This is a genomic window from Streptomyces sp. NPDC025651 (genome assembly GCF_055558735.1).
The window spans coordinates 26,626-46,300 of the sequence record NZ_JBVHLZ010000009.1; the positions used below are offsets into that span (position 1 = coordinate 26,626).

11 protein-coding genes are annotated in these 19,675 nt (G+C 72.2%); 8 read left to right on the forward strand and 3 right to left on the reverse strand.

From position 1 onward, the window contains the following. Positions 1 to 31 precede the first annotated feature (31 nt). Entirely contained in the window at positions 32 to 1,849 is a 1,818-nt protein-coding gene (locus ACZ4D5_RS28960; RefSeq protein WP_467775379.1) for a non-ribosomal peptide synthetase, read from the reverse strand. Next, the gene (locus ACZ4D5_RS28965) at positions 1,846 to 7,878 is read right to left on the reverse strand and encodes an acyltransferase domain-containing protein (protein WP_467775380.1); all 6,033 of its coding nucleotides are present in this window, start codon (positions 7,876 to 7,878) and stop codon (positions 1,846 to 1,848) included. The genes ACZ4D5_RS28960 and ACZ4D5_RS28965 overlap by 4 nt, the downstream gene beginning before the upstream one ends. A gap of 778 nt (positions 7,879 to 8,656) precedes the next feature. On the opposite strand from ACZ4D5_RS28965, the gene ACZ4D5_RS28970 reads away from it, so the two are divergent. Beyond that, positions 8,657 to 10,030, forward strand: coding sequence for an MFS transporter (locus tag ACZ4D5_RS28970; RefSeq protein WP_467775381.1), 1,374 nt, complete (start codon positions 8,657 to 8,659; stop codon positions 10,028 to 10,030). A gap of 79 nt (positions 10,031 to 10,109) precedes the next feature. Here ACZ4D5_RS28970 and ACZ4D5_RS28975 read toward each other — a convergent pair whose 3' ends face one another. Further along, a complete protein-coding gene (locus ACZ4D5_RS28975; protein ID WP_467775382.1) occupies positions 10,110 to 11,111 on the reverse strand; it encodes an ArsR/SmtB family transcription factor in 1,002 nt (333 codons plus the stop codon). 147 nt (positions 11,112 to 11,258) lie between these two features. On the opposite strand from ACZ4D5_RS28975, the gene lxmK reads away from it, so the two are divergent. From lxmK to ACZ4D5_RS29010, 7 genes are all read left to right on the forward strand, one after another. Beyond that, positions 11,259 to 12,326 carry a class V lanthionine synthetase subunit LxmK gene (lxmK, locus tag ACZ4D5_RS28980; protein WP_467775383.1) on the forward strand — a complete coding sequence of 356 codons (1,068 nt, stop codon included), beginning with the start codon at positions 11,259 to 11,261 and terminating at the stop codon, positions 12,324 to 12,326. Next, positions 12,323 to 13,279 (forward strand): T3SS effector HopA1 family protein, encoded by a 957-nt coding sequence (locus tag ACZ4D5_RS28985; RefSeq protein WP_467775384.1) that lies wholly within the window; start codon positions 12,323 to 12,325, stop codon positions 13,277 to 13,279. Before lxmK ends, ACZ4D5_RS28985 begins: the two co-directional genes overlap by 4 nt. 87 nt (positions 13,280 to 13,366) lie before the next feature. Next, positions 13,367 to 13,531, forward strand: coding sequence for a hypothetical protein (locus ACZ4D5_RS28990; protein ID WP_157872325.1), 165 nt, complete (start codon positions 13,367 to 13,369; stop codon positions 13,529 to 13,531). A gap of 70 nt (positions 13,532 to 13,601) precedes the next feature. Then, entirely contained in the window at positions 13,602 to 14,528 is a 927-nt protein-coding gene (locus ACZ4D5_RS28995) for a hypothetical protein (protein WP_467775385.1), read from the forward strand. Positions 14,529 to 14,531: 3 nt separating this feature from the next. After that, positions 14,532 to 15,272, forward strand: a complete 741-nt coding sequence (locus ACZ4D5_RS29000) for a 3-oxoacyl-ACP reductase family protein (RefSeq protein ID WP_467775386.1) — start codon at positions 14,532 to 14,534, stop codon at positions 15,270 to 15,272. Between the two features lie 272 nt (positions 15,273 to 15,544). Then, positions 15,545 to 17,038: a 3' terminal RNA ribose 2'-O-methyltransferase Hen1 gene (locus tag ACZ4D5_RS29005; RefSeq protein ID WP_467775387.1), complete on the forward strand. Its 1,494-nt coding sequence runs from the start codon at positions 15,545 to 15,547 to the stop codon at positions 17,036 to 17,038. Next, positions 17,035 to 19,629: a polynucleotide kinase-phosphatase gene (locus ACZ4D5_RS29010; RefSeq protein ID WP_467775388.1), complete on the forward strand. Its 2,595-nt coding sequence runs from the start codon at positions 17,035 to 17,037 to the stop codon at positions 19,627 to 19,629. Before ACZ4D5_RS29005 ends, ACZ4D5_RS29010 begins: the two co-directional genes overlap by 4 nt. Positions 19,630 to 19,675: the final 46 nt, after the last annotated feature.

A 19,675-nucleotide genomic window follows, 5' to 3' on the forward strand; every position in this document is an offset into this window, starting at 1 on the left:
GCTCCTGCTTCGGGTCGAGTCGGGCGGTGGTTCAGCTGCCGTTGGAGGCGCGGCCGCGCAGCGCGGCACGGCGGGCGCCCGCGCGGCGGCGGGCGGTCCTGACCACCTCCGGGGTGGCGCCGCTCTCCTCGTCGAGCCAGCGGGCGAGGGAGGAGATGTCACGGAAGCTGAACAGGTCGGGCACGCGGACGCGGCGGTCGAACCGCCGGGTCATCAGCCGGGCGAGGCGGACGAGCAGCAGCGAGTCGCCGCCCAGGTCGTAGAAGGCGGCCCGGACGTCGATGCCCGCCGGTTCCAGGCCGAGCAACTGGCCCCAGATCTCCGACACCGCCACCTCGGTCGGTGTACTGGCGGCCGTCAGGGGCGCGTCGGAGTCGGCGGCCGGCGGCTCCGGCAGCGCGGCCCGGTCGAGCTTCCCGCCCGGCGCCGGCGGCAGGGCGGGCAGGAGCACGATCGTCCCCGGCACCATGTAGTCGGGCAGCTCGGTGGCGAGCCTGCCGTTGATGGTGCTCTGCAGCGCGGCGTCCACCCGGGCGCCGTCCGGGGCCTCGCCCTCGGGCACGACATAGCCGATGAGCCGGTTGCCGCGGACGACGGCGGCGGCTTCCCGCACCTCGGGGCAGCCGGTGAGCCGGGCCTCGACCTCCTCCAGCTCGATGCGGTAGCCGCGCAGCTTGACCTGGTGGTCCGTGCGACCGCCGAACCGGAGTTCTCCGTCGGCGGTGAACGTGACGACATCGCCGGTGCGGTACATGCGCTCGCCGTCCAGGAACGGGTCGGGCACGAACCGTTCGGCCGTGGTGCGGGGCCGGTTGACGTAGCCGTGGGCGAGGCCGACGCCGCCGATGTACAGCTCGCCGGGCACGCCGACGGGCTGCCGCTCCAGGTTCTCGTCGAGCACGTAGGCGCGGGCGTGGGCCGACGGCGGGCCGATCGTCGGCTCCTCGGTCCCGTCCCGCGGCACGAGTCCGTGACTGCAGAAGACGGTCCCCTCGGTCGGGCCGTACGCGTTGTACACCCGGTCGGCGTTGGTCTCGCGGTAGGCCCGGTCCACCAGCTTGCGCCGCAGGGGCTCGCCGCCGAACACGACGGTGCGTACGTTCGGCGGCAGACACCCGGCGTCCAGCAGGCCGTTCATCACCGACGGGATGACGTTGAGGTGGGTGACCTTGTCGACGTACCGGCTCTCCGGCAGGTGGACGGCGCTCTGCACGAGCACGACCGCGCCGCCGCGGCACAGCGCGGCGAAGATCTCCATCACGGACATGTCGAAGCAGACCGAACTCGCCGCGGAGACGCCGCTCAGGTCGCAGCCCTCGAAGAGCCGGTCCATCTCGGCCAGCATGGCGACGCAGCCGCCGTGGCGGATGGCCACGCCCTTGGGGCGGCCGGTGGAGCCCGACGTGTAGATGACGTACGCGGTGTCGCCGGGCACGACCGGCACGGGCCGCTCGCCGGGCTCGGTGCGCACGCTCTCGCCGAGCACGACCACGGTCGGCCCCGCCGGGCAGTTGGCCCGCGACGCGGGTGTGGTCAGCAGCAGCCGGGTCCCGCTGTCCCTGACCATGAACGTCAGCCGCTCGGCGGGGTAGTTGGGGTCCAGGGGTACGTAGCAGGAGCCGGCCCGCAGCGCGGCCAGGATGCCCACGAGCAGGTCGGGGGTGCGCTCGACGCAGATCCCGACCGGCACACCGGGCCCCGCGCCGTCCGCGACGAGCCGCTCGGCCAACGCGCGGGAGCGCTCGTCCAGTTCGCCGTAGGTCAGGACGCCCGCGTCGGAGTAGACCGCGGTCGCGTCGGGGTTCTTGACCGCTTGCTCGACGAACTCGGAGTGCAGGGTCGCGGTCACTGGTCCGTCCCCTCGGGCAGGCCGTGGGCCGCGATGTCGTCGAGGGCCAGGTCGGGTCGGGCGATCGAGTCGAAGAGCACGGTGCGGTAGAGCGCGAGCAGTGCCGTCACGGTCTGCCTTTCCAGATAGCTCGGTTTGTACTGGACGTGTCCCGCGACCTGGCCGTCGATGTCGGCCATCGAGATCTCCAGGTCGAACTTGGCGAGGTGCCTGCGGACCTGGAGCGGTTCGAGCGGCAGGGAGCTCTCGGGCGAGACGGTGTCGCCGACGCCGTGGAAGAGCTTGACGGAGCGGGGGAAGGCGTCCGAGGACAGCCAGTTGACCACCACGTCGAACCACGGGGAGCGGCCTTCGGCCCGCGGTGGCTTCAGCTGCGACGCCAGCAGGTCGAGGGGGTAGTTCATGTGCTCCAGAAGGCCGAGCGAGAAGGCGTGCACCTCGCCGAGCAGGTCGCGGAAGCTGCGGTCACCTGCCGGGTTCGCCCGGACGAGCACCGTGTTGAGGTAGTAGCCGATGGCGGATTCCCAGCCGGGCTCGGCGCGTTGCGCGATGGCGGTGGCGAGGACGGCGTCCTCGGTCTTCGCCGCGCGGTTGAGCGTGGCGAAGAACCCGGCGAGGACGACGGTGCTGATCGACACGCCCTCGCGGACCGCGAACTCCCGCAGCAGGCGCGACTCGTCGGCGCTCCAGCGGAACGCGATGTCGCGGCCTTCGTAGGTGACGCCCGGGGGCCGTTCCTTGGTGGACAGGTCGAGGTGGGCGGGCGGGTCGGCCAGCTTCCGCGACCACCAGTCCAGCGCCGCGTCGGCCGCGGGGCCCGCCAGCCACTGCCGCTCCCACTCGACGAACTCCGTGTACGGGGCGACCGGTGCGCTGTCGGCGGGGTCCGCGCCCTCGTAGTACTCCTGGAGCTCGCGGATCATCACGTCCGCCGACGCCGCGTCCGACGCGATGTGGTGGACGAGCACCAGCAGGTAGTGGTCCGCGGGGCCGCGCCTCATGAGGACGACCCGCACGAGCGGTCCGTTGTCCATGTCGAGCGGCAGGTGCCCGAGCCGCGCCAGTTCCTCGCGGGCCTGTTCGTCGTCCAGGTCCGTGCCGTCGACCACCCGGAAGTCGTACTCCGGTTCGTCCAGGACGACTTGGCAGGGACGGCCCCCGGCCTCCACGAAGATCGTGCGGAGCGCGGGATGCCGGTCCAGCACGGCGCCCACGGCGCGGTCGAGCGCCTTCTCGTCGACCTCGGTCCTGATACGGGCCGCGACCATGAAGTTGTAGGGCACGGCGTCCGGCGAGACCATCTGCATGAACCACAGCGAGGCCTGGCCGTGCGAGACCGGTGCCAGTTCGAGCCCGAGCCCCTCGGCGCGCAGCTGCTCAAGGGCCGGGGCGTCGGTGGGGTCGAGGAGCCCGCGGGCGTCCAGCTCCTCCACCAGCTCCTCGGCGTCCAGCTCGGACAGGTCGTCGAGGAAGGACCGGGCGGGCTCGGCCTCGGGCGTGACTGGCTCGGGCTCCGGTTTCGCCGCGGGCGCCGGTTCCGGGACGGGCCGTGCGGCCGGTGGGCCGGCCGGGGGAGCGGCAGGACCGCCGGTGACCTCGACGAAGTGCGCGACGACCTCGGCGATCGTCCGGCCGTCCAGGAAGACGACCGGCGACACCCGCTGCCCGAACAGCGCCTGCATCCTGTTGACGAGGCGGATCGCCAGCATCGAGTCCAGACCGAACTCGCGCAGACCGGCGTTGGCGTCGAACCTGCTCACCGGTACGCCCAGCGCGTCGGCGAGTTCGGCGAGGACGACCTCCTCGACCGACCTGTTCTCCGTCTGCGCGGGCCGCTCCTCCACCGGCGAGACCGCGACCGCGGCCGCGGCTCCGGTCACGAATGCGGCTTCGGTCACGGCCGCGGCTCCGGTCACGGCCGCGGCTCCGGTCACGCCCGCGGTCGCCGCGGTGTCCAGCCAGTAGCGGTCCTTCTGCCACTGCACGAGCGGGGTCTCCACGACCTCGACGTCGTCGGCGTACAACGAGTCGAAGGTCAGCGGAAGGCCCCTGACGTACAGGGAAGCGGCGGCCCCCAGCAGACAGCGGACGTCGCTCTCGGCGCGCCGCAGGGAGTTGATCGCGTGCACCTGGGCGCCGCGGGTCAGCGCGATCTCCTCGACCGCGCCGCGCAGCGTCTCGTGCGGGCCGATCTCGATGAAGGTGGAGACGCCGTCGTCGACCAGGGCGCCGATCGTCTCGGCGAACCGCACCTGGTTGCGCAGGTTGTGCACCCAGTACTCGACGTCGGTGACCGGGTTCACCGTGTCGGCGAGCGCCGTGGAACGGAACGCGACCGTGTTCGTCAGCGGCGTGATGCCGTCGATGCTCTCGCGCAGCGGCTCGATCAGCGGGTCCATGCCGGGGCTGTGCACCGGCCGTTCGACGCGGATGCGCCGGGTCGCGATCCCGTCCCTCTCGAGGTCGGCCGTCAGGGCGTCGACGGCCTCGGGCGAGCCGGAGACCGCGGCGCTGGTGGGGCTGTTGACCACGGCGATCGCCGCGTGCTCGGCGTACGGCGCGAGCCTCGGCAGGAGGTCGTCCTCCGGCAGGTCCACCGAGATCATGGCGCCGGGCGCCGCCTTGCGCTCCAGCAGGTGCGAGCGGGCGACCACGACGCGGGCGGCGTCCTGAAGGGACAGCGATCCCGCGACGCAGGCGGCGGCGACCTCGCCCAGGCTGTGCCCGACGACGGCGGTCGGCCGGACGCCGAGTCCGAGCCAGACCTTCGCCAGCGAGACCTGCAGGGCGAACAGCACCGGCTGCTGGAAGTCCATCTCCTCGTACCTGGCCTCGTCGGCCGGGGCGGCGAGCTGGTCGAGGACCGAGCAGCCGCCCGCCGCGCGCACGGCGGCGTCGCAGGCGTTCATCCACGTACGGAATCCGGTGTGCGAGCGCAGGAGCTCCCGTCCCATGCCGACCCACTGCGTGCCGCCGCCGGAGAACACCAGCGCGACGCGTCGGTCGACGCTGCCGGAGACCGTGCCCGTGACGACGTCGGGGTGCGGCTGACCCGCGGCGACCCGGGCGAGCCCGTCCAGGACGTCCTGGCGGTTGCGGGCGAACAGCGCGATCCGGTGGTTGTGGTGGGTGCGCCGGGCCGCGAGTGTGTACGAGAGGTCGGAGATCCGCAGGCCGGGCTCGCGTTCGACGTGGTTGGACAGCTCGCGGCAGGTGTCGGCCAGCGCTTCGGCCGTGCGCGCCGTGACGGGGACGAGGTGCACCTGCTCGTCGGCGGCGGCCTCGCCCCGGCTCAAGGCCACGTGCCGTCCCCGGTCGCCCGCGAGGAACGGGCCGTGGGGGACGGTGAGTCCGGCGGTGTACAGCGCGCCGAGCGAGCCGAGCAGGGTCGCGGCCTCGTCGGAGCCGCGGCGCAGCGAGGGCAGGGTGGCCGCCGGCAGGATCTCCGCCACGGACTTGAGCAGGACGGGGTGCGGGCTGATCTCGATCACCGCGTCGACGTCGTGCTCGCGCAGGTTCGTCAGGGCGTCGACCACCCGGATCTCCTGGCGCAGGTTGTCCGCCCAGTAGTCGGGGCCGAGCTCGGCCCCGTCGACGAGTTCCCCGGTGACCGTCGAGATCATCGGGATGCGTGCGGTGCGCGGCCTGATCCCGTCCAGTTCGAGCTTCAGCGGGGCCAGGACGTGGTCGACCAGCGGCGAGTGCGGGGCGTGGCCCATCCGTACGCGGTGGTGGGTGATGCCCGCGTCGGTCAGCCGCCGGACGAGGTCGTCGATCTCCTGTGGGGTGCCGGTGACCAGGGTGGAGCCGAGGCCGTTGTGGCCGGACACGGTGAGCTGTCCGCTCAGGTGCTCCTCGACCTCGGCCGCGGGGGTCATGACCACGATGCCCTCGCCGCGTCCCACGGCCAGTTGCTGCAGGAGCCTGCCGTGGTGGGCGGCCAGGCGCGAGGCGTCGTCGAAGTCGAGCGCGCCCGCGACGTGGGAGGCGGCGAACTCGCCGACGCTCTGCCCGAGGACGACGTCCGGCTCCACGCCCAGCGAGCGCCAGGCCTCGGCGAGCGCGACCTGCAGGGAGAACAGCAGGGGCTGGAAGACGTCCATGTCGTCGATGCGGCCCTCGGGGTCGAGCAGCTGCTCCACGAGCGAGAAGCCGAGGAGCTCCCGCATCCGCCGGTCGGACCTCATCAGGGACCGGCGGAACACCGGCATTCCGGCGAGCAGTTGCCTGCCCATGCCCACCCACTGCGAGCCGTTGCCGGAGAACAGGAACGCCACCTTCGGCGGGCGTCCGGTCGCCTCCCCGACGCTCAGCCCCGCGGCCGTCCCACCGGCGGCGAAGACGTCCAGCCGCGCCCTGAGTTCGGCCATGTCGCATGCGGTGGCCGCGAGCCGGAAGGTGCCGTCGCCGGGCGCCCTGGCGCAGAGCGCGCGCAGGTCGTCCTCGTCCCGCAGCGCCCGGGCCCGCTCGGCGAGTTCCGCACGGGAGTCCGCGGCGAGCAGGAGCAACGAGCTCTCGGGGCGCGGCAGTTCCTCGACGGCGACGTGACAGATCGCGCCGCCGAAGCCGAACGAGCTGACGCCGCCGCGCCGCGCGTCGGACCGCCGGGGCCAGGGCGTCAGCCGGTCCTGGACGGTGAGGTTGTACTCGTCGAACATGATCTGCGGGTTCGGCGCGGTGTAGTGCAGGCTCGGCGGCAGCACGCCGTTGCGCATCGACATCGCGAGCTTGACCAGGCCGACGATGCCGGCGGCCGCCTCCAGGTGCCCGACGTTGGACTTGACCGAGCCGAGCCGCAGCGGCTCCGCGCGGTCGCCGCCCAGGACCGCGCCGATGGCGTTGGCCTCGATCGGGTCGCCCAGCGGCGTCGCGGAGCCGTGGCACTCGACGTAGTCCACCAGGTGCGGCGCGATGCCCGCCCGCTGGTAGGCGGTGCGGAGCATCTTCTCCTGGGCCTGCGGGTTGGGCGCGGTCATGCCGTTGCTCAGGCCGTCGTTGTTGGAGGAGCTGCCCTTGATCAGGCAGTACACCGGCAGGTCGCGCTCCAGCGCCACGCTCAGCGGGGCGAGCGCGACCACACCGGCGCCCTCACCGCGTACGTAGCCGTCGGCGCGGGCGTCGAACGACTTGCAGCGGCCGTCCGGGGCGAGCGCGCCCATCGCGTCCATGGCCGTGTAGTAGTCGGAGACGAAGCTCAGGTTCACGCCGCCGGCGAGCACCAGATCGCTCTCGCCCAGCCGGATCGACTGGCAGCCCACGTGGACGGAGACCAGCGATCCGGCGCAGGCGGCGTCGATGGCCATGCTGGGGCCCTGCAGGCCGAGGACGTAGGAGACGCGGTTGGCGATGATGCCGTCGTGCATGCCGGTCGCGGTGTGCGGGGTGATCTGGCTGTCGGGGCCGCGGTAGTGCGCGAGGGCCGCGTAGTCGCCCCAGCAGGAGGCCATGAAGACGCCGGTGTCGCTGCCGACGAGGCTGTCGGGCGCGATCCCCGCGTCCTCCAGGGCCTCCCAGCACAGCTCCAGGACCAGGCGCTGCTGCGGGTCCATCTGGACGGCTTCGCGGGGCGAGATGCCGAAGAAGAGCGGGTCGAACCGGTCGATGCCGTCGATGAACCCGCCCCACCGCACCCGGTCGCGCAGGAGCTCGCGCCGCGCGGCCGGCACGGGCCCCACGGCGTCGCGGCCTTCGGAGAGGAGCCGCCAGAACGCCGCGGGGTCGGGTCCGCCGGGGAACCGGCAGCCGATGCCCACGATCGCGACGGGCTCGTGTGTCCCCGTACGACGGCGATCGGCGCTCGGGGCCGGGCCCTGCGCCGCACGCGGGCCGTCGGCGAGCGCGCGGGACAGCTCGTCGACGGTCGGGTACTGCCACATCCAGGTGACGGGGACTTTCCAGCCGATGAATTCCGAAAGCGATGCGGCAAGCGTCGTCGCCTTCAGGGAGTCCATGCCGTATCGGTGCATCGGCGCCCAGCGGTCCACCGTGTCCTCGGATACATCGAGGAGGTCGACAACACGAGACAGCAAGAACTCTGTTATGGCGTGCGAATCTCGTGCTGTGCGCTCTTGGGGCATGGCAGCTCCTCAACAGGGCGGATGGAATGAAGCGGCAGAGTTTGCGGCACGACTGATTAAGGACCCGGAAACTCCAGGGCAGATCTCGTCCTGGCAGCTCTGTAATAGGGGCGGAATCGAGGCGTCCGCGGCGCGCACGCAAAACGGACGGTGAATCAGCGCTCAGGCGGCGGGAAAAAGTGACGGTTCATCACACGGAAGCTTCGCTTCTACGTGCCGAGTGCCGAGGTGGAGCCAGGCGGCAGCGGCCCCATCAGGGGTGAAGGCGTGGCTTTAGGAGAACTAGTACGTGCACTTCGACCCGAACCCCCGTTAAGTCGTCCTGGCTGAACCAGACCACAGAGTGCCATCCAGTGAATGGTGAAACAAGTGCGCCTCGTTGGCCGGAACATGCAGTGGCGTGTTTTGAACCCCGAAGTGACTGATTCGCGCTCTCCCCTCGCGCAATGGCCGCGAGGCGGTTCGGACGTCATGGCCGACTGGGGGCAGCAACGTTCAACACGGGTCAATTCAGGCGCACTTCGGCGGGTAATCCATTAGTGATTCTTTGGTGGCCTGGACAAGGAGCGAGTGGGCACTGCAAGCTGCTCGTCATGAAAATCTTGGACCATGGGGCGTCGTATGCCGACGCCTTCCCCGGCGTGCCTTTGGCAATTGTTGGTGAAGTGTTCGCCCGATTATGGCTCGGCATGGTTGACAGGGGCGACGGCGAGTTCCCCGGGAGGTCCGCATGACCAGCACCGAGGTGAGGCCGCGACAGCGGTCCGGCCTGGCGCTCGGGGTCCTCGCCGGGGCGCTCGCGCTGGACGTGAGCGGTCTCGGGGTGCTCAACGCGGCCCTGCCCTCCGTCGGCGACCGCTTCGACCTGGACGACACCACGCTCCAGTGGGTCATGACCGCGTACGCCGTCACGTTCGCGGGGTTCCTGCTGGTGGGCGGCCGGCTGGCCGATGTGCTCGGCAGGCGGCGGGTGTTCGAGGCCGGCGTCGCCCTGTTCACGGTCGCCGCGCTGGCCGGGGCCCTGGCGCCGGACACCTGGGTGCTGCTCGCCGCGCGGGCGGTCCAGGGCATCGGCGCGGCCCTGTCGGGTCCGGCCGCGCTGGCCCTGCTGACCGAGGTGTTTCCGGCCGGACCGGCGCGCAACAGGGCCCTCAGCGTGTACGCGGCGGTCGGCGCCGCGAGCTTCAGCGGCGGCGTGCTGCTGGGCGGCGTACTGACCCAACTCATGGGCTGGCGCTCGGTGTTGTGGTTCTCGGTGGTCCTTGGTCTCGCCGTGCTCGCCGCGACGCGCGCGGGCCTGCCCGACGGTGCCGGGCGCGGCGGGCGCCTCGACCTGCCCGGCGCGGTGTCGGGCACGCTCGGCCTCACGCTGCTGGTCGTCGGCGCGAGCAGTGGCGGCGCGGTGGCGTGGAGCGCGCTCTGCGCCGCGGTGGTCTTCCTAATCCTCTTCGTCGTGCACGAGAGCCGCACCGCGGACCCGGTGCTTCCGCTCGGCCTCTTCCGTGTCTCGTCGGTACGGTCCGCGAGCCTTGCGGCGTTCCTCCAGTACACGGGCTCGGTCGGCATGCTGTTCTTCGCGCCGCTGTATCTGCAGGAGATGCTGAGGTACTCCCCGCTCGAATCCGGCCTCGCGCTGGTGCCGATGTCGGCGGCCGTGTTCCTCACCGCCAACTTCGGTACGGGGCGCCTGCTCGCCAAGTACTCCCCGCCGACGCTGATGGCCGTCGGGCTCGTCCTGATCGGCGTGGGGACGGCGCTGTGGATGAGCACACCGCACCACGGCAACTACCTGCTGCACATCCTGCCCGGCCTGGTGATCAGCGGCATCGGCCAGGGGCTGAACTTCCCCTCGATGACGTCCGCGGCGCTCACCGGAGTCGAACCGGACCGGCACGCGGTCGCCGGAGCGGTGAACGTCGTGGCCCAGCAGATCGGCGCCAGCGTCGGCGTCGCGGTCATGGTCCTGGTGGCGGCGACGGGCGACGACCAACTCACCGGCTACCACCTGGCCTACCTCGTGGCCGGCGTCGCCTGCGTGCTCGGGGCGGCGGTCATCGCCATGGGGCGCGGCAAGCACGGACCGGAGGGCGCCGGGGCGCCGTGAACGCCCGCGGCTCGAACCCCGTTTCGAGGCGCGGCGAGGGGCGGGCCGCCGCGCCTCGAAACGGTTGCCTGATGACCCGTCAGATCACGTTCCCGGTAAGGGAGTCGAGGAGTTCACTGCCCAGCTGGGTGCGGCAGACCACCACGTGCTGCCCCTGTCGGCGCCGGTGGATGAGACCGGCGTCCTCCAGCCGCGCACAGTGATGGGACACCGTTCCGGGCGCGTAGCCCAGGGCTGACGACAGGCTTCCCATGTGTGTGGCCGCACTGGTCGCGCGGAGGATGGCGGCTCTCGCGTCGCCCAGGATGAGCCGTGCCGGGTCCCGGCGCGCCGCCCGGGGCTGCGGCAGCCGGCCGGACCAGAGCGCGTCGAGGCCGGGCAGCGGATAGCCCACCCAGGCGGTGTCCGCCCCGTCGAAGGCGAACAGAGATGCCTCGCTGCCGGAAGCGACCGGCACGAGGATCAGCCGGCGGCCGAGGAGGTCGAAGTCCTCGGGGTGCTTGTCCGGTAGCCGCAGCACGGTGCCGTCGAGGCGGTAGCGCGGACTGAGGGCGCACAGCGCCAGTTCGGGGCGGCCGTACACCAAGGAGCCGCCCACCCGCTCGGCCTCCCTGCGCAGCGCGTTGCCGGCTGCCGCCCATACCGGCTGCACGGTCTCCCAAGTGCGCTGCATGACTTGGGCGTAGCCCTGGAGCCATCGCTTCGGGTGCTCGATCACATGACGCCACTGCGGCGGGACGTCGCCGCCGAAGTCCGCCTCCAGGTCCGCCAGGAGCGTGTCGGTCGACAAGTCCCGCAGCTTCTCCAGATGGTGGGCCGCGTCTTGGTGGGACATGGTGCCCGTCGGCGTGAGGCAGTCGGGTATGGCCGGGTGCTCGGGCGCGAAGAGCGGACGCAGCGTCGCTTCGGCATGCGCGGGTGCGCCGGTGCGCACCGCTCGGCGCGCCGGGCCCGGTACGCCGTGCCGCCGCTGCCCGAACGCGTCCGCGACGAGGGAGAGCAGGCTCGCCCCCGGATGCGGAACGACATGGACACGGAGCTCGGAAAGACTTCCGAGCTGCAGCCTTGAATAGGTGTTCACTTCTTTCCCCCAGTTCGTGCCGTGCGCCGTCCCCGTCGCGCATGGCTCAACGCAGGCTACGCCGTAGCCCATAACCCCCGGTTAAACGAATTTTGAAGATCTTCAAAATGCTTGATGCGAGATCTCCCCGCCCCGCAGAGTCGAGGTATGCCGGATGTGGAGATAGCAGAGTTCATTCGTCAGGCGGGATACGGGGAGTTCCTGCAGGACACCGTGGTGACCTTCCCCGGCCGGAACCAGAACGTGGCCGGCACGACGACCGGTGGGGTCGACGTGTTCGCCAAGCTCATACGCGCCGCGGGCCAGGCGGGAGCGGGCCTGGAGCGGGCCGGGCGCTTCGAACGGCTGTGCAGGGAGCGGCCCTTGCGGCATCTGCGGTGGCCGACTCCGCTGGCGAGCGACGCGCACCGTGGAATTCACGTCACGCATTGGCTGAAAGGCTGTCGCACGGCGGCCGACGCGGTCGCCGACGACGCATTCGGGCCCGAACTCGCCCGCAAGCTGGGGCGGTCGCTCGGCGAACTGCATTCGCTGCGCGTACCCGCCGAAAAGCTTCCCCGTGAGCCATTCCCCCTGCCGAACCATCGGATCCTCACCGCCTTGTCGATGAGCCAGTATCTGGAGAGCAGCGCGGGTCTCATCGCCCTATGGCGCATCGTTCAGGGAGACACCGCGCTGGCGGAATCCGTACGGCGTCTCAGGGAGGACGAGAAGAGCGCTCCGGCGGTTCCGGTACACGGCGATCTGAGGCTGGACCAGGTCCTCGTGGAGGGCGATGAGCTGCTTCTCTCCGACTGGGAGGAGTTCCGGCGGGGCGACGCCGCCCGGGACGTCGGCGCGGTGGTCGGCGAGTTCCTCTTCAGGAGCGTCGTGGGCATCGCGGACGAGGAGTTCCCCCAGGGCGACGGCGGCACGGGGGACCCGGGGCGGGCGCACGACGAGATCATGACCAGGGGAGTACGGAGACTGGACGAGGCCCTGCCCACGCTGACCGCGTTCGCCGAGGGGTACCGGTCCGTGCGGTCCGCTCCCGACGACGGCCTTGCGGTGCGCGCCGTGGCCTTCGCCGGATGGCACCTCTTCGACCGGGTGATGGCCGTGGCCGCCTTCCGCTCCGACCTCTCCCCGGTGCACCGGGCCGCGGCGGGAGTGGGCCGCACCGCCCTGGTGACCCCGGCCGCCTTCGTCGCGGTCCTCGGGATGGAGGCGGCATGACCCCCGGACTCGCCGAGATCGCCGAGGTGACCACCGTGCGGGCGCACGACCTCACGGCGTGCGTCGCGGGCGACGAGATCCGTGCGGACAGCCTCCGAGCACTGCGCGAACGCCTCGCGGACACCCTCTACCGCACGCTTCATCAGGGCGCGGCCGAATCGACGGCGCACCCCCGTGACCTGTCCGACCCCGCTTTCGTGGCGGACCTCAAGCGGGCGGTTCCGCACTCCGTGTGCCAGGTGCCGGCCCGGCTGGCGCCGGCCGCCGCCCAGCGCGGCGGCGACGAGACCACCGTCGTACTGCAGGGGGTCGGGGTGACGGTCCCTCGTGCGCTCGTGCGCACCGGGCCCCTCTCGGAGGCGGTGGACGGCGGCGACGTCACCGTCGAGCTCCCGCCGTGCCGTCCGGCGCTCTCCCCGGGCTTCCTGGCGGTGCTGGGCACGCGGCAGCCGCTCGGTCACACCTCGCCCGTCCTGCGGGTCTACCTGCACATCGCCCGCCCGCAGGCGGCGAGCACGGTCTGGGGCGCGGCGCTGCGCCGCCTCGAGGACCTCGGCGTGCCCTACCAGGCCAAGGTGCTCGCGCACCCGGACCGGTATCCGCGCAAGGACGCGATGGTCGTCTACCTCGGTGGCCGCGCGGAGCCCGCCCTGCGCGCGCTCGTCGAGACGGCGTCAGGCCCCGCGGGGGAGGGCCTGGCACCCTCCGTCTCCCCTTTCGCCCGCCGGATCGGCCCCGGTGTCGCGATCGCCTGGGAGCCGCACCCGGACACCGAGGCCGTCCGGCGCCTCAGCTTCGGTCAGCACCGGGCCCGCGCCTACGCGGACGGCCTGATCGAGCACTCCCTGGACGGCACCCCGCTCGCGCGGTCGGTCGCCGAGGCCCTGCGCGCGGCGGGAGCCGACCCCGCGCATCCGTACCGGAACAGCGACAGCCCCTCTGTCGCCCCATGACTCTCCGCCCGCCGACGCCGGTCACGGCCGACGCGGGACGGAGGACCCGAAGAAAACCGAGAAGGACCCGAGAAGAAGGAGAGAACGATGAAGATCGAGAACCCCGCCGAGTCCCTGGTGAGCGGCTACCGCGTCTACACGGACGGCGACCAGGTGGCCCAGGTGGCCGGCACGGAGGGCCCGGAGACCACGGCCTCCATCACGACCGCCACGCCGGTCATCACCACCACCACGCTGATCTTCGACTGCTGAGTCGGGGAAACGCAGCTCCGGGAGGCCCCGTCACGGGGCCTCCCGGAGCCCTCACCGAAAGGGGCGCGAGGTGTCACCCGCAACGGACGAGCCCGCCGTCGTCTCCTACGGCACGCGCGCGTCGACGACCCGCGTCGTACGCCGTGGCCCGCATGTCTTCCACTGGCACCGGGTCCCGGGTGAGAGCACCGTCAAGGCGATGGGGCTGCCTGAGCCCGCCGTACTCCGGCTCTTCACGGAGCTCTCCGCCAAGAGCACCGTCCGCTTCGCCGTACCCCGGATGACAGAGCGGCGGGAGCTGGTCTACGAACTGCCCGACAGCGTCAGCATCGGCTGGCACATGCTGGCCGGCGCCGCGGTACCCGGGCAGTACTCCGACGTCGCCCTCCGGGTCGGCGAGGCGGTCCGGGCTCTGCACGGGCGTTCGGCGCCACCCGCGCCGGACCGGCCCGCGGCCTGGCTCGGCGGACTGACCGACTGGCTGAGCCGCCGGCCTGACGCGATGTCGGACCGGCTCGTCCGCCACCTCGGCGCGAACCGGTGCGCGCACCTCATCCGGTGGGCCGAGGAGGCGGCGGCGAGGGCGAGCGGAACCGTCCTCGGCACGCTGTCCCCCGGAGTCGTCGTGGTGGACCCTCGCGATCTCACCGCGCACGTCCTGGTCAGCGCCGAAGTGGGCCGCGGCGCACCGGAGTTGGACGTCGGCGGCTTCGCGGAGGCGCTGTCGACATCGGTCGTGGTCGCGCGGAGCGGCGCCCACCACGGACCGGAGAACCTCGACTACGCGTCCTTGTGGGAGGCCTTCGTCTCCGGGTACGGGCCCACGCTCCCGGGCCGCGACAGGACAGGGCGCGCGGCGGTGCTCAGACGGGTCCACCGGCTGCGGAGCATGAGCAGCCACATCGGCGACAACGCCTTCCTCCACGATCAGATCGACCTCCTGCCCGGCCTCGTCGAGCAGGAGGGCACACCCCTCATCCCCACACGGAGAGACTGAGACATGGGAACCCTGAACGGCCGGACGGCCCTGGTCACCGGAGGCTCGCGCGGCGTCGGCAGGGCCGTGGTCCAGCGCCTGGCCGCCGAGGGCGCGGCGGTGGTGTTCGGATACCACCGCGACGCCGCTGCCGCCGACACGTGCGCGGCGGAGGTCCGCGGCAAGGGCGGGACGGCCCATGCCGTGCGGGCCGACCTCGCCGACCTCGACCAGGTCCGGCGCCTCGTCGAAACGGCGGACGCCCGGCTGGAGGGCCTGGACATCGTCGTCAACAACGCCGCAGAGCCCGAGCAGCTCGACATCGCCAAAGCCACGCCGAGCCACTACGACCGGCTCATGGCGGTCAACGCCAGGGCACCGTTCTTCGTCATGCAGTACGCCTTGGAGGCGCTGCGGGACGGCGGCCGCGTCATCAACATCTCCAGCATCGCCGCGGCCATGGCCTCTCCGGGCGGCGCCGTGTATGCCGGCAGCAAGGCCGCCCTGGAGCGGTTCACCGCGACGGCCGCGCAGGAGTTCGGCCCCCGCGGCATCACCGTCAACGCCATAGCCCCCGGCACCGTGGACACCGACATGCTCCGCGCCCTGCACGACGAGCGGTCCCGGCAGACTCTCGCGGCGGTGACACCGCTGCGACGCCTGGGCCAGGGATCCGACATCGCCGGCATGGTGGCCTTCTTGGCAGGACAGGACGCGGCGTTCGTCACCGGGCAGGTGATCCCCGTCAACGGCGGCCTGCGCTGAGGAGCGGGGGGCGAAAAATCCCGAGTGTGCCTTCGATCTACGCTGTACGTTGAGAAGGCGCGCCGGAGATGGCGCGCCGCGTCGGCGGGCAACCGCGGCGCGGCGCGCACACCGTTCCGAGGCCGAGCAAGGGTGACGAGCCGTCATCACCGAAGCGCGCGTCCCGACCGCTGTGGTCCATCGGGTTCGGGCACCCGCGCGACGGATGCGCGGTGCTTCCGACCGCTCGACGGGCACTCGCAGCTCAAACCCCATGCCGAGGCCAATCCACCGTGTTCCTGACGATCAGCACCACAGGCGCCCCTGACCGCCCCGCGACCGACCTCGGGTTCCTGCTGCACAAGCACCCCGACAACGCGCAGGCGTTCTCCACCTCCCACGGCACCGCGCATGTCCTCTACCCCGAGGCGACCGACGAGCGCTGCACCGCCGCGCTGCTCCTGGAGGTCGACCCCGTGGCGCTCGTGCGGCGCGGCAAGGGGAAGGGCAAGGGGCGCGGCGGCGCGCCCGACGCGGCGCTCGCGCAGTACGTGAACGACCGGCCCTACGCCGCGTCGTCGCTGCTCGCCGTGGCGCTGAGCGCGGTGTTCTCCAGCGCCATGCGCGGCGTCTGCAACGCACGTCCCGAGCGGGCGGCGCAGCCGCTGCCGCTGCGCGTGGAGGTGCCCGCGCTGCCCGCGCGCGGCGGTGCCGAGCTGGTGCGGAACCTCTTCGAGCCGCTGGGCTGGACGGTGACGGTGACGCCGGTGCCGCTGGACGAGCAGTTCCCCGAGTGGGGCGACTCGCGGTACGTCCACCTCGTACTCGAAGTGCCCGACGGGAAGCTGACCCTGGGCGAGGCGCTGCGGCACCTCTACGTCCTGCTGCCGGTCCTGGACGACGCCAAGCACTACTGGGTCTCGCAGGACGAGGTCGACAAGCTGCTGCGGGCCGGCGAGGGCTGGCTCGCGGACCACCCGGAGCAGCAGCTCATCACCAGCCGCTATCTGTCGCGCCGCTGGTCCCTGACCCGCGAGGCCAGGGAGCGGCTCGAACTGGTGCGGCTCGCCGACGCCGACGACACGGACGTCGAGGAGATCGACAACGCGGTCGACGAGGAGACCGACACCGAGGAACAGCCCGTACCGCTCGCTGTGCGCCGGCGCGAGGCGATCCTCGACGCGCTGACCGCCGCGGGGGCCGGCCGCGTGCTCGACCTGGGCTGCGGACAGGGCCAGTTGGTGCAGGCGCTGCTCAAGGACACCCGGTTCACCGAGATCGTCGGCGTCGACGTGTCCGTGCGCGCGCTGACCGTCGCCTCGCGGCGGCTGAAGCTGGACCGCATGGGCGAGCGCCAGGCCGAGCGCGTCAGGCTCTTCCAGGGCTCGCTCGCGTACACCGACAAGCGGCTCAAGGGGTACGACGCGGCGGTGCTCAGCGAGGTGATCGAGCACCTCGACCTGGAGCGGCTGCCCGCCCTGGAGTACGCGGTGTTCGGCTCCGCCCGGCCCCGCACCGTCCTCGTGACGACGCCCAACGTCGAGTACAACGTCCGCTGGGAGACGCTCCCCGCGGGCCACGCCCGCCACGGCGACCACCGCTTCGAGTGGACGCGCGAGGAGTTCAGGGCCTGGGCCCACCGGGTGGCCGAACGGCACGGATACGGCGTGGAGTTCACGCCGGTCGGCGACGAGGACCCGGAGGTGGGGCCGCCGACGCAGATGGCGGTCTTCACGCAGGACAGCAAGAACGACAAGAACCAGAAGAAGGAGGTGCGGGCCGCATGACGAACGACACCCGGAGCGACGCCGGCGCCGAGGCCACGCACGCGGGCCGTACCCTCCCCGTCACCGACCTGTCCCTCGTCGTCCTCGTGGGCGCCACCGGATCGGGCAAGTCCACCTTCGCGCGGCGGCACTTCAAGGCCACCGAGGTCATCTCCAGCGACTTCTGCCGCGGCCTCGTCGCCGACGACGAGAACGACCAGAGCGCCAGCCGCGACGCCTTCGACGTGCTGCACTACATCGCGGGCAAGCGCCTGGCCGCCGGTCGCCGCACCGTCGTCGACGCGACCAGCGTGCAGAGCGACAGCCGCAAGCAGCTGATCGAGCTCGCCAGGCAGTACGACGTGCTGCCCATCGCCATCGTGCTCGACGTACCCGAGGAGGTCTGTGCCGAGCGCAACGCCGCGCGTGAGGACCGGGCGGGCCTGCCCCGCCGCGTCATCCAGCGCCACCAGCGCGAACTGCGCCGCTCCCTGCGGCACTTGGAGCGCGAGGGCTTCAGGAAGGTGCACGTCCTGCGCGGCGTCGAGGAGATCGACGGCGCCCGCGTCGTCACCGAGAGGCGCTACAACGACCTCTCCCACCTCACCGGCCCGTTCGACATCATCGGCGACATCCACGGCTGCGCGTCCGAGCTGGAGACCCTGCTCGGCAAGCTCGGCTACGTCGACGGCGCGCACCCCGAAGGCCGTACCGCCGTCTTCGTCGGCGACCTCGTCGACCGCGGCCCCGACACCCCGGGCGTCCTGCGCCGCGTGATGTCCATGGTCGGCTCCGGCAACGCCCTGTGCGTGCCCGGCAACCACGAGAACAAGCTCGGCCGCCACCTCAAGGGCCGCAAGGTCCAGCACACCCACGGACTCGCCGAGACCATCGAGCAGTTGGACGGCGAGAGCGAGGAGTTCCGCGCACAGGTACGGGAGTTCGTGGACGGCCTCGTCTCGCACTACGTCCTGGACGAGGGCAAGCTGGTGGTCTGCCACGCGGGACTGCCCGAGAAGTACCACGGCCGCACCTCCGGCCGCGTCCGCTCCCACGCGCTGTACGGCGACACGACCGGCGAGACCGACGAGTTCGGCCTGCCGGTGCGCTACCCGTGGGCGGAGGAGTACCGGGGCACGGCCGCGGTCGTCTACGGCCACACCCCCGTGCCCACCGCGACCTGGCTGAACAACACCATCTGCCTGGACACCGGCGCCGTCTTCGGCGGCAGGCTCACCGCGCTGCGCTGGCCCGAGCGCGAACTCGTCGACGTACCGGCGGAGCGGGTCTGGTACGAGCCGGCCAAGCCGCTGCGCACCGAGGCGCCGGGCGGCCACGACGGACGCCCGCTCGACCTGACCGACGTGCACGGCCGCCGCGCGGTGGAGACCCGGCAGGCGGGCCGCGTCGCCGTGCGCGAGGAGAACGCGGCGGCCGCGCTCGAAGTCATGAGCCGCTTCGCCGTCGACCCGCGCCTGCTGCCGTACCTGCCGCCGACGATGGCGCCGACCGCCACGTCGCGGCGCGAGGGCTACCTGGAGCACCCGGAGGAGGCCTTCGCCGCGTACGCCTCCGACGGCGTCGCCCGCGTCGTGTGCGAGGAGAAGCACATGGGCTCGCGCGCGGTGGCCCTGGTCTGCCGCGACGCGGACGTGGCCCGCGAGCGCTTCGGCGTGGACGGACCCACCGGCTCCCTCTACACCCGCACCGGCCGCCCCTTCTTCGACGACCCGGCGGTCACCGAGGAGATACTCGGCCGCCTGCGCACCGCCGTCACCGACGCGGGCCTGTGGGACGAGCTGGCTGCGTCCGACAGTGCCTCCGGCAGGGGCGACTGGCTGCTGCTCGACGCGGAGTTGATGCCGTGGTCGCTGAAGGCGTCCGGCCTGCTCCGTACGCAGTACGCGGCCGTGGGCGCCGCCGCCGGAGCCGTCTTCCCCGGCGCGCTCGCCGCCCTGGAGGCCGCGGCGGCGCGCGGTGTGGACACCGGGGACCTCCTCGCCGGGCAGCGCGAACGCGCGGCGGACGCCGCCGCGTTCACCGACGCCTACCGCCGCTACTGCTGGCCGACGGACGGCCTCGAAGGGGTGCGGCTCGCGCCGTTCCAGATCCTGGCCGCCCAGGGCCGCAGCCTCGCCGCGCTCCCGCACGACGAGCAACTGGCCCTGATCGACCGCATGGTGGAGCACGACACCACGGGCCTGCTGCAGACCACCCGGCGTCTCTACGTGGACACGGGCGACGCGGATTCGGTCCGTGCCGGCGTCGACTGGTGGCTGGAGATGACCGGCCGCGGCGGCGAGGGCATGGTCGTCAAGCCGGTCGCGGCCCTGGTCAGGAACGAACAGGGCCGGCTCGTCCAGCCCGGCATCAAGTGCCGTGGCCGCGAGTACCTGCGGATCATCTACGGCCCCGAGTACACGCGCCCCGAGCACCTGGACCGCCTGCGCGGCCGCTTCCTCGGCCACAAGCGCTCGCTCGCCACCCGCGAGTACGCGCTCGGCCTGGAGGCCCTGGACCGCCTCGCGGACGGCGAGCCGCTGTGGCGGGTGCACGAGGCGGTGTTCGCGGTGCTCGCCCTGGAGTCGGAGCCGGTCGACCCGAGGCTCTGACCACACCACGGCATTGACCGCGCGCGGGCCGTCCGGCCGGGGAAAG

Excerpts from the sequence above, each read along its gene's own strand:
- ACZ4D5_RS28970 (WP_467775381.1), top strand. The coding sequence starts at position 8,657 with ATGACCAGCACCGAGGTGAGGCCGCGACAGCGGTCCGGCCTGGCGCTC.
- lxmK (WP_467775383.1), top strand. The coding sequence starts at position 11,259 with ATGCCGGATGTGGAGATAGCAGAGTTCATTCGTCAGGCGGGATACGGG.
- ACZ4D5_RS28985 (WP_467775384.1), top strand. The coding sequence starts at position 12,323 with ATGACCCCCGGACTCGCCGAGATCGCCGAGGTGACCACCGTGCGGGCG.
- ACZ4D5_RS28990 (WP_157872325.1), top strand. The coding sequence starts at position 13,367 with ATGAAGATCGAGAACCCCGCCGAGTCCCTGGTGAGCGGCTACCGCGTC.
- ACZ4D5_RS29000 (WP_467775386.1), top strand. The coding sequence starts at position 14,532 with ATGGGAACCCTGAACGGCCGGACGGCCCTGGTCACCGGAGGCTCGCGC.
- ACZ4D5_RS29010 (WP_467775388.1), top strand. The coding sequence starts at position 17,035 with ATGACGAACGACACCCGGAGCGACGCCGGCGCCGAGGCCACGCACGCG.